The 12360-nt window shown below is 38.1% G+C and carries 15 protein-coding genes; 4 read left to right on the forward strand and 11 right to left on the reverse strand.

From position 1 onward, the window contains the following. Positions 1-14: 14 nt before the first annotated feature. Positions 15-359 (reverse strand): YunG family protein, encoded by a 345-nt coding sequence (locus ACFX4N_RS10940; RefSeq protein WP_013057972.1) that lies wholly within the window; start codon positions 357-359, stop codon positions 15-17. Positions 360-549: 190 nt separating this feature from the next. On the opposite strand from ACFX4N_RS10940, the gene ACFX4N_RS10945 reads away from it, so the two are divergent. Continuing rightward, positions 550-1323, forward strand: a complete 774-nt coding sequence (locus ACFX4N_RS10945; protein ID WP_098196726.1) for a DUF2628 domain-containing protein — start codon at positions 550-552, stop codon at positions 1321-1323. A 57-nt stretch (positions 1324-1380) separates the two neighbouring features. Here the strand turns inward: ACFX4N_RS10945 and ACFX4N_RS10950 are convergent, their stop codons facing one another. The 4 genes from ACFX4N_RS10950 to ACFX4N_RS10965 all read right to left on the reverse strand — a co-directional run bounded on the left by ACFX4N_RS10950 (position 1381) and on the right by ACFX4N_RS10965 (position 5225). Further along, positions 1381-2517: a GAF domain-containing sensor histidine kinase gene (locus tag ACFX4N_RS10950; protein ID WP_057234974.1), complete on the reverse strand. Its 1137-nt coding sequence runs from the start codon at positions 2515-2517 to the stop codon at positions 1381-1383. Positions 2518-2597: 80 nt separating this feature from the next. Continuing rightward, complete coding sequence (locus ACFX4N_RS10955; protein ID WP_013057975.1) at positions 2598-3170, reverse strand: GNAT family N-acetyltransferase; 573 nt, start codon at positions 3168-3170, stop codon at positions 2598-2600. 76 nt (positions 3171-3246) lie between these two features. Next, entirely contained in the window at positions 3247-4455 is a 1209-nt protein-coding gene (locus tag ACFX4N_RS10960; RefSeq protein WP_029322968.1) for an NAD(P)/FAD-dependent oxidoreductase, read from the reverse strand. A gap of 476 nt (positions 4456-4931) precedes the next feature. Beyond that, positions 4932-5225, reverse strand: coding sequence for a hypothetical protein (locus ACFX4N_RS10965; protein WP_035439060.1), 294 nt, complete (start codon positions 5223-5225; stop codon positions 4932-4934). 516 nt (positions 5226-5741) lie between these two features. Between ACFX4N_RS10965 and ACFX4N_RS10970 the strand changes: the two genes are divergently transcribed. Next, entirely contained in the window at positions 5742-5888 is a 147-nt protein-coding gene (locus ACFX4N_RS10970) for a YjcZ family sporulation protein (RefSeq protein ID WP_057273570.1), read from the forward strand. 309 nt (positions 5889-6197) lie between these two features. Here the strand turns inward: ACFX4N_RS10970 and ACFX4N_RS10975 are convergent, their stop codons facing one another. The 3 genes from ACFX4N_RS10975 to ACFX4N_RS10985 all read right to left on the reverse strand — a co-directional run bounded on the left by ACFX4N_RS10975 (position 6198) and on the right by ACFX4N_RS10985 (position 8354). Further along, positions 6198-6644: a GNAT family N-acetyltransferase gene (locus ACFX4N_RS10975; protein ID WP_057273571.1), complete on the reverse strand. Its 447-nt coding sequence runs from the start codon at positions 6642-6644 to the stop codon at positions 6198-6200. 20 nt (positions 6645-6664) lie between these two features. Next, positions 6665-7048, reverse strand: a complete 384-nt coding sequence (locus ACFX4N_RS10980; protein WP_057273572.1) for a MerR family transcriptional regulator — start codon at positions 7046-7048, stop codon at positions 6665-6667. Positions 7049-7418: 370 nt separating this feature from the next. After that, positions 7419-8354, reverse strand: a complete 936-nt coding sequence (locus ACFX4N_RS10985; RefSeq protein ID WP_053487497.1) for an aldo/keto reductase — start codon at positions 8352-8354, stop codon at positions 7419-7421. A 273-nt stretch (positions 8355-8627) separates the two neighbouring features. Here ACFX4N_RS10985 and ACFX4N_RS10990 point away from each other — a divergent pair, with 273 nt between their 5' ends. Further along, complete coding sequence (locus ACFX4N_RS10990) at positions 8628-8843, forward strand: hypothetical protein (RefSeq protein WP_013057984.1); 216 nt, start codon at positions 8628-8630, stop codon at positions 8841-8843. Positions 8844-8877: 34 nt separating this feature from the next. Here the strand turns inward: ACFX4N_RS10990 and ACFX4N_RS10995 are convergent, their stop codons facing one another. Then, entirely contained in the window at positions 8878-9798 is a 921-nt protein-coding gene (locus ACFX4N_RS10995) for an EamA family transporter (RefSeq protein ID WP_057273573.1), read from the reverse strand. A gap of 108 nt (positions 9799-9906) precedes the next feature. Between ACFX4N_RS10995 and ACFX4N_RS11000 the strand changes: the two genes are divergently transcribed. Further along, entirely contained in the window at positions 9907-10806 is a 900-nt protein-coding gene (locus tag ACFX4N_RS11000; RefSeq protein ID WP_029322980.1) for an AraC family transcriptional regulator, read from the forward strand. Between the two features lie 30 nt (positions 10807-10836). Here ACFX4N_RS11000 and gvpU read toward each other — a convergent pair whose 3' ends face one another. Next, positions 10837-11253 carry a gas vesicle accessory protein GvpU gene (gene gvpU, locus ACFX4N_RS11005; RefSeq protein WP_013057987.1) on the reverse strand — a complete coding sequence of 139 codons (417 nt, stop codon included), beginning with the start codon at positions 11251-11253 and terminating at the stop codon, positions 10837-10839. A gap of 201 nt (positions 11254-11454) precedes the next feature. Further along, positions 11455-12333 (reverse strand): GvpT/GvpP family gas vesicle accessory protein, encoded by an 879-nt coding sequence (gene gvpT, locus ACFX4N_RS11010; protein ID WP_377261381.1) that lies wholly within the window; start codon positions 12331-12333, stop codon positions 11455-11457. Positions 12334-12360: the final 27 nt, after the last annotated feature.

Here is a 12360-nt window from a genome sequence, read left to right on the forward strand (position 1 = left end):
TTATGTGTTCCTTTCTAAAGCAAATTTTCATGTATAAAATAGGTCATTACGTTTTTCTTTAAAGCCTCATATTGCTCCTTATTCGTATCCATAAACGCTTCTTCCCGACTGGATAAAATGTCTGCATAATGGAGAGGCTCGCGAAATTGTTCTTGTGTAAAATCACAGCGCTGTTCATCAAGCTGATTATAGAAATGCCAGCCTTCTTTACACGGAGTTTTTAAAATATATCCTCCTTTTAGATCTTGAACGACAAGGGCCGTTACGCCGCACTGTCCCTTAGAAGGATTATCAGCCGTCCACTTCGTGCTTGAATGAATTGACCACGATTGGTGCAGGGCTTTCTTTAAATGATTCATGCTCAAGCAGCTCCTTTTTCTTCAAATCTACCATATTATTCTTTTTTATGAAACTTCTTGTTGAAAAACCCATAGCACAAATATTCTTACTTTAAAAATAATTTAAGGAAGAATAGAAAAATACTAGAAATAATGTATAATAATAGAGTCATTTTAGATGATAGATTATAACCAACGAAAGGTGTTTTAAATGGAAGAACAAGCAGTAAATGAACTCGTTTCTTTTGAAGAAGAGCATAAAGTAGTTCGAACGAATACGTCGTATTATGATTTAAAATGGGGAAAAACAGCCAATCCAGCTAAAAACAACACGTGGAACTGGGCAGCCTTTTTTCTGACAAGCGCTTGGTTTGCATACCGAAAAATGTATAAGCACTTTTTTATTTTATCGCTTATTGAAGTAATTTGGTTTTCCCTTTTGTGCTTTGTAGACATACCAGAGTGGTCCGATGCAATTGTGTTCGGCGGCGCTTCACTTATTACAGGGCTATGTGCAAACCGCTGGTATTATAAGCATGTTAAAAACGTGTTAGCTCGAGCCGAAGCTCAGCCGGAGCAGCGGAAAGAAGCTTATCTGCAAATAAAAGGCGGCACTCACATCGGAATTGCTATTGGTTTAAGCATCTTGGCGCTTGTGATTACTTTTGGAGTCGGAGCGGGATTATCATTTTTACCAACAAAAACGAATATTAAAGATGTAGTTCGCTACGGCGACGAAGCAATTACGCTTGAAACGTACAACGATCATCCAAAATGGACCTATATTAAAAAAGAAGGCCGTCATCATGTTGTACAATTTACCGGCTACGATTATACAGAAAAAGAGCATGTACGCATTGTGTTTAACGTTTATTTGGATAAACAAATTTACGAATGGGACAAAATTTACATCAACGGCAAAAAGTTAAATAAAAAAGATGCGGAAGACTATGAATACTGGATTGAAGACAGTTCAGCATATTAAAAAGGTCAGCAAAAAAGAAAGGATGAGTGCTTGCTCTCCTTTCTTTTTTGTTTTATCTTAAAGCGTCAAAGGCAGCTTCACCGTCACTACCGTCCCGTTCTCATCACTTTCAATCGCAAGCTTACCGTTATGCTCGTTGATGATCGTTTTACAAATAGAAAGCCCTAACCCCATGCCTGTTCCATCTTTTGTTGAGAAAAATGGATTTCCTACTTTATTAATAATGGATAGCGGAATGCCAGAGCCGGTATCTTGAATGTCAATAAGAGCCCAACCTTCCCATTCTTTGATAATAAGATTTACTTCGCCGCGTTTCTTTTTCTCCATTGCTTCAATGGCGTTTTTCAAAAGATTCATAAACACTTGTCTCATTTGAGCAGGATCGATTGATACAAGCGGAATGGCTCCTTCTATTCTTACGTTCATTTCGACATTATACAGCGCAGCTTCACTTTTCAAGAAAGCAACGGTATCATGAATAACTTCTACAATCGATACGATTTCTTTTTTAGGCGCTGTTGGCTGCGTAACAAGCAAGAAGTTGTTAATGAGTTCATTCATACGATCCAGTTCATCAAGAACAATTTTTTGAAAAGGCTCTGCCTGTTCATTTTCATTAAATAGAAATTGGATAAAGCCGCGCACCGACTGCATCGGGTTTCGAATCTCATGCGCTAACCCTGCTGCTAGCTGCCCTACGAGCGCCAGTTTATCAAGCTGCAGAATTTTCTCTTCAATTTTCGGCAAAACAGCCGCTTGATTTTTATAAATAATATGAGACAAAATACCAGCCAGCCGGTTTAACCCTTGAATTTCACTTTCGCTAAACTGATAAGGATCCGGATCGACCGCGCATAAGGTACCAAACATTCTCCCGTCTTCTAGCACAATAGGTGTTCCTAAATAAGAACCTACCCGAGCACCATCAATGATGGCTAAATTAGACGTTCTAACATCGCGTTTTGTATTGGGAATAACAAGGGGTTCATCACACGTGACTAAGTTGCATACCGCAAGCTCTAACGGCAGCGTCAGTCCATCCTCTACAAGGCTGCCCCCTTCTTTATTAAAGGCTTTCATAACTGAAAATTGTTCGTCGAAAATCCCTACAAACAGCGTCCTGCTTCCGACTACTTCGCTAGCCATCTGCAATACATCCCAAACGGCTTTTTCATTGATGTTCCTCTCTTCCATTACCTTAGTCACCTACTATTTAAATATAGACTGTTCTATTCTCTTATTCTCATTATAAATTTTAAATGTAAAAACGTATATCAAAATTTTAAGAACTCGTTTATTTCTTCTATTTCATCATTAGGGTTAAGGATAGCCAAGACTTGATGGTCTTCCCATATGCCATTAATATTTACATTTTTTCTAGCAATTCCTTCCCTATGAAACCCTGCTTTTTCGAGTACGCGCTGAGAAGGCAAATTACGTGGCATGACGCCGGCTTCAATGCGGTGAAGATGCAGCTCTTCAAACGCATAGCCAACAAGTACTTTTACAGCTTCTGTTGCGTACCCTTTTCCATTATGATGCTGATCTAGAAAATAGCCGATAAACGCGCTTTGTAAAGATCCGCGCAGCACTTGAAAAAGACTAATGGTGCCAATCAACTTATTATTCTCTTTTTGAAAAAGACCAAAATAGTATTCTTCATCGTTTTTCCTATTCTCTTCATGACGCTGAATTTTTTCTACTTGGCTTTCCAACGTATAAAAAGAATGCTCTCGAATCATAGAAAACTGTTCAAAAAAGCCGCGATTGTCCTTTTGCAACCGAAGGCTGTCATGCGCATCGCTGACAGTTAACGGGCGTAAATAAATAGCGTGACCCTCTATCATACTATGTCTCTCCTCTACTTCAAGAAATATATGTAAAAAAAGAAGGCTTTTTAAAAACCTTCCATTTTCTAACATATTAAACTTTTCTCGTTTGAATGTAAAGTTCTAAATCACTGCTTTTCTTCGTTGTGATATGTTCTGCTATGATTTTAGCTAGCACCATATTATACACCGTTCCGTTATCTCCATATCCGCTTAGAAAGTAACAGTTAGGCATTTCGTCATATATTCCGATAAGGGGAAGCCCGTCATGAGTGCCTCCGTAATAAGCGCTTATGTAATAATCAGCTTCAACTTGAAGATGAGGAAAAAGCTTATTGAACTCTTTTAAAAGTTTGTCTCTTTTATGAACGAGTTTGGCATCACGTTCTTGCGGCACAATCGTGTTTTCATCAAGACCGCCTATAATGACCCGATTATCGGAAGTTGTTCTCATGTAAATATACGGTCGAGCGGTTTCCCAAATTAAATTTCGATTTTTCCATCCTGTAAAATCCTTTACAGGAGTCGTAACGATAGCATAGGAACTTGTGAGTACAGCTTTTTTCTCTCTCTTAAATTCTTGATTTTCATAGCCTCCTGCCATAATGACATATTTAGCTTTGATTTGTGATTTATTTTTAGTGAAAAATACAGCTTCATCTTTTTCTAACTTTTGACCGACAATTTCTGTTTCTTCAAACATCCGAACCCCATGCTGTTTTCCATACTCTAACAGACCGAGTGTAAAGCTGTAAGGGTTCAGCTCTGCATCATTTTTAATAAGCATTGCCATTCGTTTTTTAAATCCATAGTCTTTTTCAATTTGGTCTTCTGATAAGATTTCAGCTTCAAATCCATGTTTTTGCATATAAAAATAGTCTTTATTTATCTTCGTGATATCTTCTTCATAACTTGCGTAATACAAGCTGTCTCTTCTTATAAATTCTGCATTAATCGGAAGCTTTTTAGCTGCTTCCTCAATATCTGTAATAGCCTGTTCGCACAGCTTATAATGACGGACTGTTTTTTCTTCTCCAAACGTGTTGACTAATTCGTAAAACAATTTATCTCCTAAATATTGAATAAGAGAGGTATTTACAATTGTACTTCCATGCCCTGCTTTACGTTTATCAACAACCACAACATCAAGCCCCTGCTCACATAAATAGTAAGCACATTGTGCACCTGAACTTCCTCCTCCAATAATAAGAACATCGCACTCAATATCTTCCTCTAGAGATGGGTATACAGGCGGCTTCGCTACAGTTGTCTGCCAATAAGGGTTTCCAGATAATAAATCCATGGAAACGCCTCCTTTCTTCTCTGTATTATGCCCAATATAAGCTAATTTTTGCATGCAGCAGGATGAAAGTATGTGGGTTAAGCTTTTCGAGAATAGTAAGCAGGTTATTAACGTAGAGGTCAAGTGATTAAAGAAGCCATTCATTAAACTAATCTTCTATACAATAGAATTAATCATGACTCTTAATACCATGAGCATATAAAGTGCACGACTAAAGTATTGATAAACATCATGTTGTGATCTTCTGCTTTAGACACAGACCTCCAGTAAGTGCGTAAATATATAACTTCTTCACTACATAAAAAACTCCACGCAAAAGCCACCTGGAAAATCACCAGATGGTTTTTTATATTAAGTGGGGTGCACGCTCTGATTAACTGCGGATGGATATAAATCCTTACGTTCCAAAACAGACTTCTTTATAGAAAAGAATGATGTAAAAAATACTTCTTCTGAGATTTTTCTTTTACTTGCGTTTAACAGCCGCAGCCAAAGCCATAACCGCCGTAGCCGCCGTAACCGCCATACGGATAACCACCGTAACCGTAGCCGTAGCCACCATAGCCATATGGTGATAACAGTGAGCCTGCTACTAGCCCTCCTGCTAATCCTCCTAAAAATGGACCCCCAAAGCCAAAGCCGAATGGTCTGCCAAAGCCAAACGGGCGTCCGAAACCAAACGGTCTGCCAATAAACCTTTCATCTGCGTGTTGAAGTTGATGATGATCTTGAGAATACATAGTAGGTAAAAAATGCATTTCTGAATTCATAAGAGAAACCTCCGTTTTTTTGTTTTTGCTTTCACCCATGAATATGCATTTACCTATTCGCTGTCTTGGGCAAATATCTTGGTTATGCTGAAAATAAGGGAAAAGAATTACGAAAAAAAGCAAATTACTAGGTTTATATGAAAATGAGCTTGATTTCTCTTTAGTACCTAATACATACAAAAAGAAGCGGATCCTGACTTAGAATGGTATACGGAAAGTACTAACGTGTTTATTTCATAGTAAAAAATAAGAAGCCGAAGAAAAAATTCTTCGGCTTCTTTTTCATTATGTACACAGGCTAAGGAGGAAGTGGTATTAGCCTGCTTCGTTATAACATGGGGGCTCATATATGAGATCTTGGGATGATTCATCCTATGTAGAAAGTGAAAAAAAGTACCGTGTCCATCTTATTTTCTTATCTTTTTTTATTTTCATTGAAATCATTGGATATTTTTGGAGCACTTTTGCATTTCAGGCATATGTTAAAAATGTACTCAGAACTTGGAGGTGAAATATATGGGCTTCTATGGTGGCTGTGGTTATGGCGGTTACGGTTACGGCGGCGGCGGCGGGTTTGGCAGTGGCTTTGCTTTAATCATCGTATTATTCATTTTATTAATCATCATCGGCTGTGCTTGCTGGGGAGGATTCGGCGGTTGCTAATCATTAGAAATAATGATGAACAGCTTCATTTCCACTAATTTTTTTACCAAAAGCTAGCTTTCCACTTTATTATGAAAAAGCAGTGTCCACATAATGGGCACTGTTTTTAAATGTGCTTATGAACCGGATAATAATAAGACTAACGTAAAAAAATGGATTTTTTAATCTGCCGTTTCTTGTCCACTTCTTCCCATCATCTTATTTTTCTTGTTCATAGTTCCTTTTCTTCTACATATTAATAGATAAAAAGATTAATTAAAAAGAGAGTCACTCCGCAACTCTCTTCCTGCTCTATGTAAATGCTAAACATTAAACAAACGTTTTTTTCAAGACAACGCGCTGATCATTTACAGTATAGCCGTTTCTTTCATAAAACGCCTGTGCAGCTCCTCCAGTCGCCGTCAAGAGATACAAGCTGTTGATATCGTGTCTTTGAAGTTCATTCTCAAACCGGCTTAAGATAGCTGAACCATATCCTTTTCCTTGCACGCTTGCGCTGACGCAAAGCTCGGCCACGTAAAAGGTCATACCGCTGTATGATTTTTTCGCGTGACCTGCAATCATTCCAATCAAATCTCCTTGGTCATAAAATAAATAACCCATAAATTTAGGTGTGTTCAGTAAATCAGTCAGCCTTTCTCTAGCTGATTTCTCTGTCCAAGGCTCATTCCAAGGTTTTTTTGTAAATACATTCATATACAAGTTAATGCACTGCTGCATATTCTCTCCAGTGAGAGGTACTACTTTTTCGATCATTTTTATGCTTCCTTTGTTGTTTAGTTTGAAGGCTTGTTAACAATTCGCTCGTACATTTCCGGCAGGTGCTTAATTTTATAATCAACCGTCTCAAGCTTGTGATGGATTTCTTCGATTTCTTTTTGTACCGCTTTTTTATGATCCATCAGCATTTGCAGACTTTTATCAAGCACGGCATTTTCAAGCGTACAGTTTTCAATAAGCGTTCGAATGTCCTTGATTTGCATACCTGTGCTTTTTAAACAGCAAATTAAATCGATCCATTCAATATCTTGTTCTTTAAAAATACGATTCCCTGACGCTGTACGATCTAAAAACGGAAAAAGCCCCTCTTTATCATAATAGCGAATGGTATAAATTGTCACGTTCAATTTCTTTGCAACTTGTGAAATGGTATACGTCATACTGCTTCCTCCTACACCTTAAACTTCTCAGAAAAACATGATGAGTTTGTCTTGACCTCTAGTTATCTCGAGGGTTTATTCTTTTATAGTCTTCTTCATTGAGCTCTTTATGCTGCAGATTTTTTGTACAAGCAGCAAGCAACATATATTTAAACCTGAAAGGATGAATACGATGAATACTGCTCGCATGATGCTTACCATTGTAATTGGCGGTTTTATTGCCTTTTTGTTAGGTCTTGGCGTCACAAAAATAATTGAGCTGCTGCTAAATCTTTTTCTAGCTTAACCAGTAGTTACTTATCGTAAAACGCAGGTAACTCCGTTCCATATCCGAACGGAGTTACCTGCTTTATTTTAAGAACTGCAGCGCTTAAGGCACCATGTTGCCAGCGGCTTTATAAATATCGTACCACTCTTCGCGCGTTAACTTGATTTCTGAACCTTTACTTGCATCTTTCATACGCTGAATATTTGTAGTACCAAGCACTACTTGAATATTTGCAGGATGAGTTGTGATCCACGCAACGGCAATCGCTGTATTCGTCACGCTATATTTACTTGCGATGCGATCAATCACTTCGTTTAGCTTTCCAAATTTCTCTTTATCGCCTAGGAAAGGTCCTTCGAAAAATCCGTTTTGGAATGGCGACCACGCTTGAAGCGTTATATCATTTAAACGGCAATATTCAAGCACGCTGCTGTCGCGGTTCACAGCTTGGTCGATGCCCATATTTAAAGAAATACCAGAGTCAATGATTGGCGTATGTGCGATGCTGAACTGCACTTGATTTACGACAAGCTTTTGGCCGATGTATTTTTCAAGCAGCTGAATTTGCGCTGGGTTGTGGTTCGACACACCAAAGTGACGTACCTTTCCGCTGCTTTGAAGCTCATTAAACGCTTCTGCTACTTCTTCAGGATCCATTAGCGGATCTGGGCGATGAAGTAATAAAAGATCTAAGTAATCTGTTTTCAAACGCTCTAAGCTGCCGTTAACAGAGTCTATAATATGCTTCTTTGAAAAGTCATAGTAATTTTTCGCTGAGTTAATGCCGCATTTACTTTGAATCACCATTTTCTCACGAAGACTTGAATTCATTTGTATAGCGTTTGCAAAATACTCTTCGCATTGTCCTACATAATCAGGACCGTAAATATCAGCATGGTCAAAAAAGTTAATTTCTTCTTCCATCGCTGTGCGGATTAGCTTCTCTGCTTCTTGTAAAGAAAGCTCTGTTAAACGCATATTTCCCATAATTAAATTTGATACGTGTAAGTCAGTATTAGCAATTGTATGATACTTCATATAAAGCCCCTCCTTGAAATGATACTACTACAAGATAAACCATAGAGTTAACTCTAGGTCAAGCAGAAAGAATAAAAGATTTTATAAGCAACGACGGTAAAACACCCTATCTTTTTTGGTAAAAAGATGAAATACTAGGTTGTGGTGTGATAAAAGTCACTGCCGCTCTGCATTTCATTTAGTAGTATATGTTACGTTCTTTTCTTCCTTTTTATCGAAGCTTATTTCATAGCAATACATTAATCTATCAGGCAAAGGAGCTTATCAATCACTATGCAGAAAACGAAAGCAAAACGATTTGAAATACAGTATTCCGTTCTAAAAGATGAAGCCAAAATCAAAGGAACTTTTGTGATAGAATCTGCTAAAAACCGAGATGACGCATCAAGACTTGCTAAATTAAATGTCTCTACAAAAGAAAGAGTGTTTATTCAATATGTAAAGATTTTAAAAGTCAAACGAGTTTCTACAGATTCGGCGGCAAAGTGACATTTGTTTGCTTCTTCTTTTAGCAAGCCCCCATTTATGCTGAAAGTGTCGTCTCAGAAGATGTTTGTTTCGTTCGTGTGAGTAATAGAACTAATCCAATAATACAAGCTGTGCCAATCCATTGATAAAAACCAAAAGGCTCTTTCAGCCAAACAACGGTTGTAATAACAGCGGCTAAAGGCTCTAAACTTCCAAGCAAACTCGTTTCTTTAGGTAAAAGACTTTGCAGGCTTTCTACATAAAACCAAAAAGCAAGCATCGTGCCAAAAATAATGACAAATAAAATATATCCGCAGGTTATTGGTGATAAGCTTGACGCTTCCCAAGGAGGATGAATAAAGCTCATTACGCTTCCCCCAATTACCATTGACCAGCCAACGATGACAAGCGAACTGTACTTTTTAATCAGCGGCACCGCATACAGCGTATAAAAAGCAGCCGCTACGCCTGACAGCACTCCCCAAACAACGGCAGATACAGGAACAGACAGCTGAGAAATAGAGCCGTTTGTTAATAAAAAAAAGCAGCCCCCCAGTGCCAGCAAAACAGTGATGACGTCTTGTCGCGTAAATATAGACTGCTTGCGCAAAAGCAAATAGATGATAATCATCACCGGTGATAAATACTGCAGCAGCGTAGCTACTGCTGCATTTCCATGCTTAATAGAAGCCATATACGTATACTGAACGGCAAGCATACCAACTATGGCAAAAACGACGAGCTGAAAAGCTGACTTTCGGTTCTTCCATACTCCAAGTATGTGAGAACGATTACTTTTTATACATGAAATCATTAGCAGCAAAAAACCCGCAATGAGCAGCCGTACTGAAACAAGCCAGTCTACACTGATTTCAAATTCTTGAAAAAGCTTTTGAGCGACCGTTCCTCCCATCCCCCAACATATAGCTCCAGTTGTTACAAAGAAGAACCCTTTTTTTCTGCTGAGATCGTTCATCTTTCATCCCTCACTTTTATTATAAGAATAGTGTTATAATAAGTGAAAAACGGGGCGGAAAATACGCATATTGCATTAAAAAATATAAATATATTGAGGTGACCATGTATGCCAGCAGCCCATTTTAAAATTGATGAAAACTTAAAAGAGCTAACGACCCATCGCACCGTTGAGCTACCAGTAGCATGTTATCAAACGACGATCGGCGATCACATAAACGGCTACATCCCTCTTCACTGGCATGATGAGCTTCAATTTGTATTGGTTATAAAAGGTGATGCGTCTTTTCAAATAAATGAAAAAACAGTGACTGTAAAACAAGGCTACGGACTGTTTATTAACAGCGGATGTCTCCATATGACTGAAGATATAAACAAATCCGGCTGCGTGTACATTTGTTTAAATGTTTCTCCTCATTTTCTTGTGCCGCAAGAGCTTTTTACAAATTACGTTTATCCCTACATTCATGCAACGAATCTATCACATTTATTCATCAGTCCAAAGCAAGCCTGGGGAAATAACGTGTTAGAGTCTATACATAAGATACACACATGGATTCATAAGCAGCCACACCACTATGAAATAGAGATTGCCTCTGAACTCAGCATACTGTGGAAAAATTTAATTCTTAACGGGTTGCAGCTGAAATACAATGAAAAAGAAATGATCAAAAATCAGCGGATGAAGCAAATGCTCAATTGGATTCATTTGCACTTTGCTGAAAAGATTACGCTCGATGATATTGCCAAAGCCGGACAATTGAGCCGTTCTGAATGCTGTCGATATTTTAAGAAAATGTTAAAAAAATCGCCTTTGACCTATGTATTAAACTATCGAATTCAGCAAAGCTTAGTTATGCTGCAGCAAGCAGAAGCAAATGTGACGGAAGTCGCCTATCAAGTAGGGTTTAATAGTACAAGCTATTTTATTAATCAGTTTCGAAAAGAAATGAAGATGACTCCGCTCATGTATCGAAAAAAGAAGCTGCACATCTCATCACATCACTAAAAAACGGCGGGGCAATCACCCCGCCGTTTTTTATGAACTCTTTTTACTCGTTGATTTTGCATCAGAAATCTTTCCTAAGAAAAACCCGTCTACTTCTGCTATTTTCCCTCTCCAAAAGATCTTGCCTTTAGAAGGAGTAGATTTACTGTCTCCACAGTAAATCTTTGTATTTTTCAAATGAATAAAATGAGCTTCTGCTTCTCCGTTTGATTCGCTCGCTTCGCTTGCTAAAGAGAATTGTTCGCTTAGCGCCTGAGCCACTTCACTGCCTTCTTCAAACGTTTCGCTTAAGTAATCAAAGTATTCTTTTGCTGAAATCATGGTACCGGAAATCACAGCGCCGTTTACATTTAATGAAATATCAAGTGAAAAGCCGTGTTTATTAGAAGCTTTCACAAAGTATTCAAGCGTATTGTCTTTAGTTGAAAAAGAAGGGCCTGTACTCATGTCTTTCTTTCCTCCTTTACGTCTTAGGCTGTTGTATCGTCTTCACTAGAAAGAGATGTTGCTTCATCATCTTCTTCGTCCGTGTTTTTCTTTGCTTTTGTATTTTTTGATTTTTTAGCTGTTGACTTTTTTGGTTTCGCTTCCTTTTTTTCTTCTTCGCTNAAGGGCCTGTACTCATGTCTTTCTTTCCTCCTTTACGTCTTAGGCTGTTGTATCGTCTTCACTAGAAAGAGATGTTGGTTTGTCATCTTCTTCGTCCGTGTTTTTCTTTGCTTTTGTATTTTTTGATTTTTTAGCTGTTGACTTTTTTGGTTTCGCTTCCTTTTTTTCTTCTTCGCTTTCATCTTCGTCTTCTTCTTCTGTTTTTACTTTTTTATTTTTTTTGTTTGAGCGAGAATCTTCCTCTTCTTCCTCGCTGTCTTCGTCACTTTCACTTTCTTCTTCCTCTTCTTGCTCAGCTTCTTTTTTATCCTTTTTACGTGGCTTAGATGTTTCTTCTTCGTTTTCATCGTCCTGCTCGTTTTCTTCGTTCTCATCGCTCTCTTCTTCGTCGGAATCTGTATCTTCCGCTTCTTCGTCTTGATTTTTATTGAGGCTAAGCTCAACAAGCATGTTCATTTTTTCTTCAAGCTGTGATAAGCGATCTTGAAGAGTTTGATTTTCTTCTTTTAACTCGTCGTACTCTTGAACGTTATCGTCTTCTGTTTCGCTACTAGAAGAATTTACGTTTTCTTCATCATCTTTTGATTTATCTTTATCTTTTTTAAACAAGCTTCCCGCAGATGTTTTCAGGCTGGCCACGCTGCTTTTTGATTTTTCTTTTACCTTTGTTCCTAAATCAGATGCTTTGCTTTTTAATTCGTCTGTATCAATGCGGTCAAGGAGACTTTTTCGATTTTCAGGAGTCGATACATATCCAATCGTTGCACCGATGATGCCTCCTGCTACCGCTCGTTTGATTGGCCCGCTGCTTGTTGTTTTGCTTGCTTTTGAACCGTTCTTTTCTTTTGAACCGTTTTCCGCATTTTTATTTTCCTTGTTTTCTGCCTGTGTGTTATCTAATTTTGTTTCAGTTGCCATTGTAAATCCCTCCATTTTTTAAGTAGC

This window comes from Priestia sp. YIM B13551 (assembly GCF_042787905.1).
Classification (GTDB): Bacteria; Bacillota; Bacilli; order Bacillales; family Bacillaceae_H; genus Priestia.

Bases quoted from the DNA above. Each gene is read 5' to 3' on its own strand.
- ACFX4N_RS10940 (WP_013057972.1), bottom strand. From the start codon at position 359: ATGAATCATTTAAAGAAAGCCCTGCACCAATCGTGGTCAATTCATTCA.
- ACFX4N_RS10945 (WP_098196726.1), top strand. From the start codon at position 550: ATGGAAGAACAAGCAGTAAATGAACTCGTTTCTTTTGAAGAAGAGCAT.
- ACFX4N_RS10950 (WP_057234974.1), bottom strand. From the start codon at position 2,517: ATGGAAGAGAGGAACATCAATGAAAAAGCCGTTTGGGATGTATTGCAG.
- ACFX4N_RS10955 (WP_013057975.1), bottom strand. From the start codon at position 3,170: ATGATAGAGGGTCACGCTATTTATTTACGCCCGTTAACTGTCAGCGAT.
- ACFX4N_RS10960 (WP_029322968.1), bottom strand. From the start codon at position 4,455: ATGGATTTATTATCTGGAAACCCTTATTGGCAGACAACTGTAGCGAAG.
- ACFX4N_RS10965 (WP_035439060.1), bottom strand. From the start codon at position 5,225: ATGAATTCAGAAATGCATTTTTTACCTACTATGTATTCTCAAGATCAT.
- ACFX4N_RS10970 (WP_057273570.1), top strand. From the start codon at position 5,742: ATGGGCTTCTATGGTGGCTGTGGTTATGGCGGTTACGGTTACGGCGGC.
- ACFX4N_RS10975 (WP_057273571.1), bottom strand. From the start codon at position 6,644: ATGATCGAAAAAGTAGTACCTCTCACTGGAGAGAATATGCAGCAGTGC.
- ACFX4N_RS10980 (WP_057273572.1), bottom strand. From the start codon at position 7,048: ATGACGTATACCATTTCACAAGTTGCAAAGAAATTGAACGTGACAATT.
- ACFX4N_RS10985 (WP_053487497.1), bottom strand. From the start codon at position 8,354: ATGAAGTATCATACAATTGCTAATACTGACTTACACGTATCAAATTTA.
- ACFX4N_RS10990 (WP_013057984.1), top strand. From the start codon at position 8,628: ATGCAGAAAACGAAAGCAAAACGATTTGAAATACAGTATTCCGTTCTA.
- ACFX4N_RS10995 (WP_057273573.1), bottom strand. From the start codon at position 9,798: ATGAACGATCTCAGCAGAAAAAAAGGGTTCTTCTTTGTAACAACTGGA.
- ACFX4N_RS11000 (WP_029322980.1), top strand. From the start codon at position 9,907: ATGCCAGCAGCCCATTTTAAAATTGATGAAAACTTAAAAGAGCTAACG.
- gvpU (WP_013057987.1), bottom strand. From the start codon at position 11,253: ATGAGTACAGGCCCTTCTTTTTCAACTAAAGACAATACGCTTGAATAC.
- gvpT (WP_377261381.1), bottom strand. From the start codon at position 12,333: ATGGCAACTGAAACAAAATTAGATAACACACAGGCAGAAAACAAGGAA.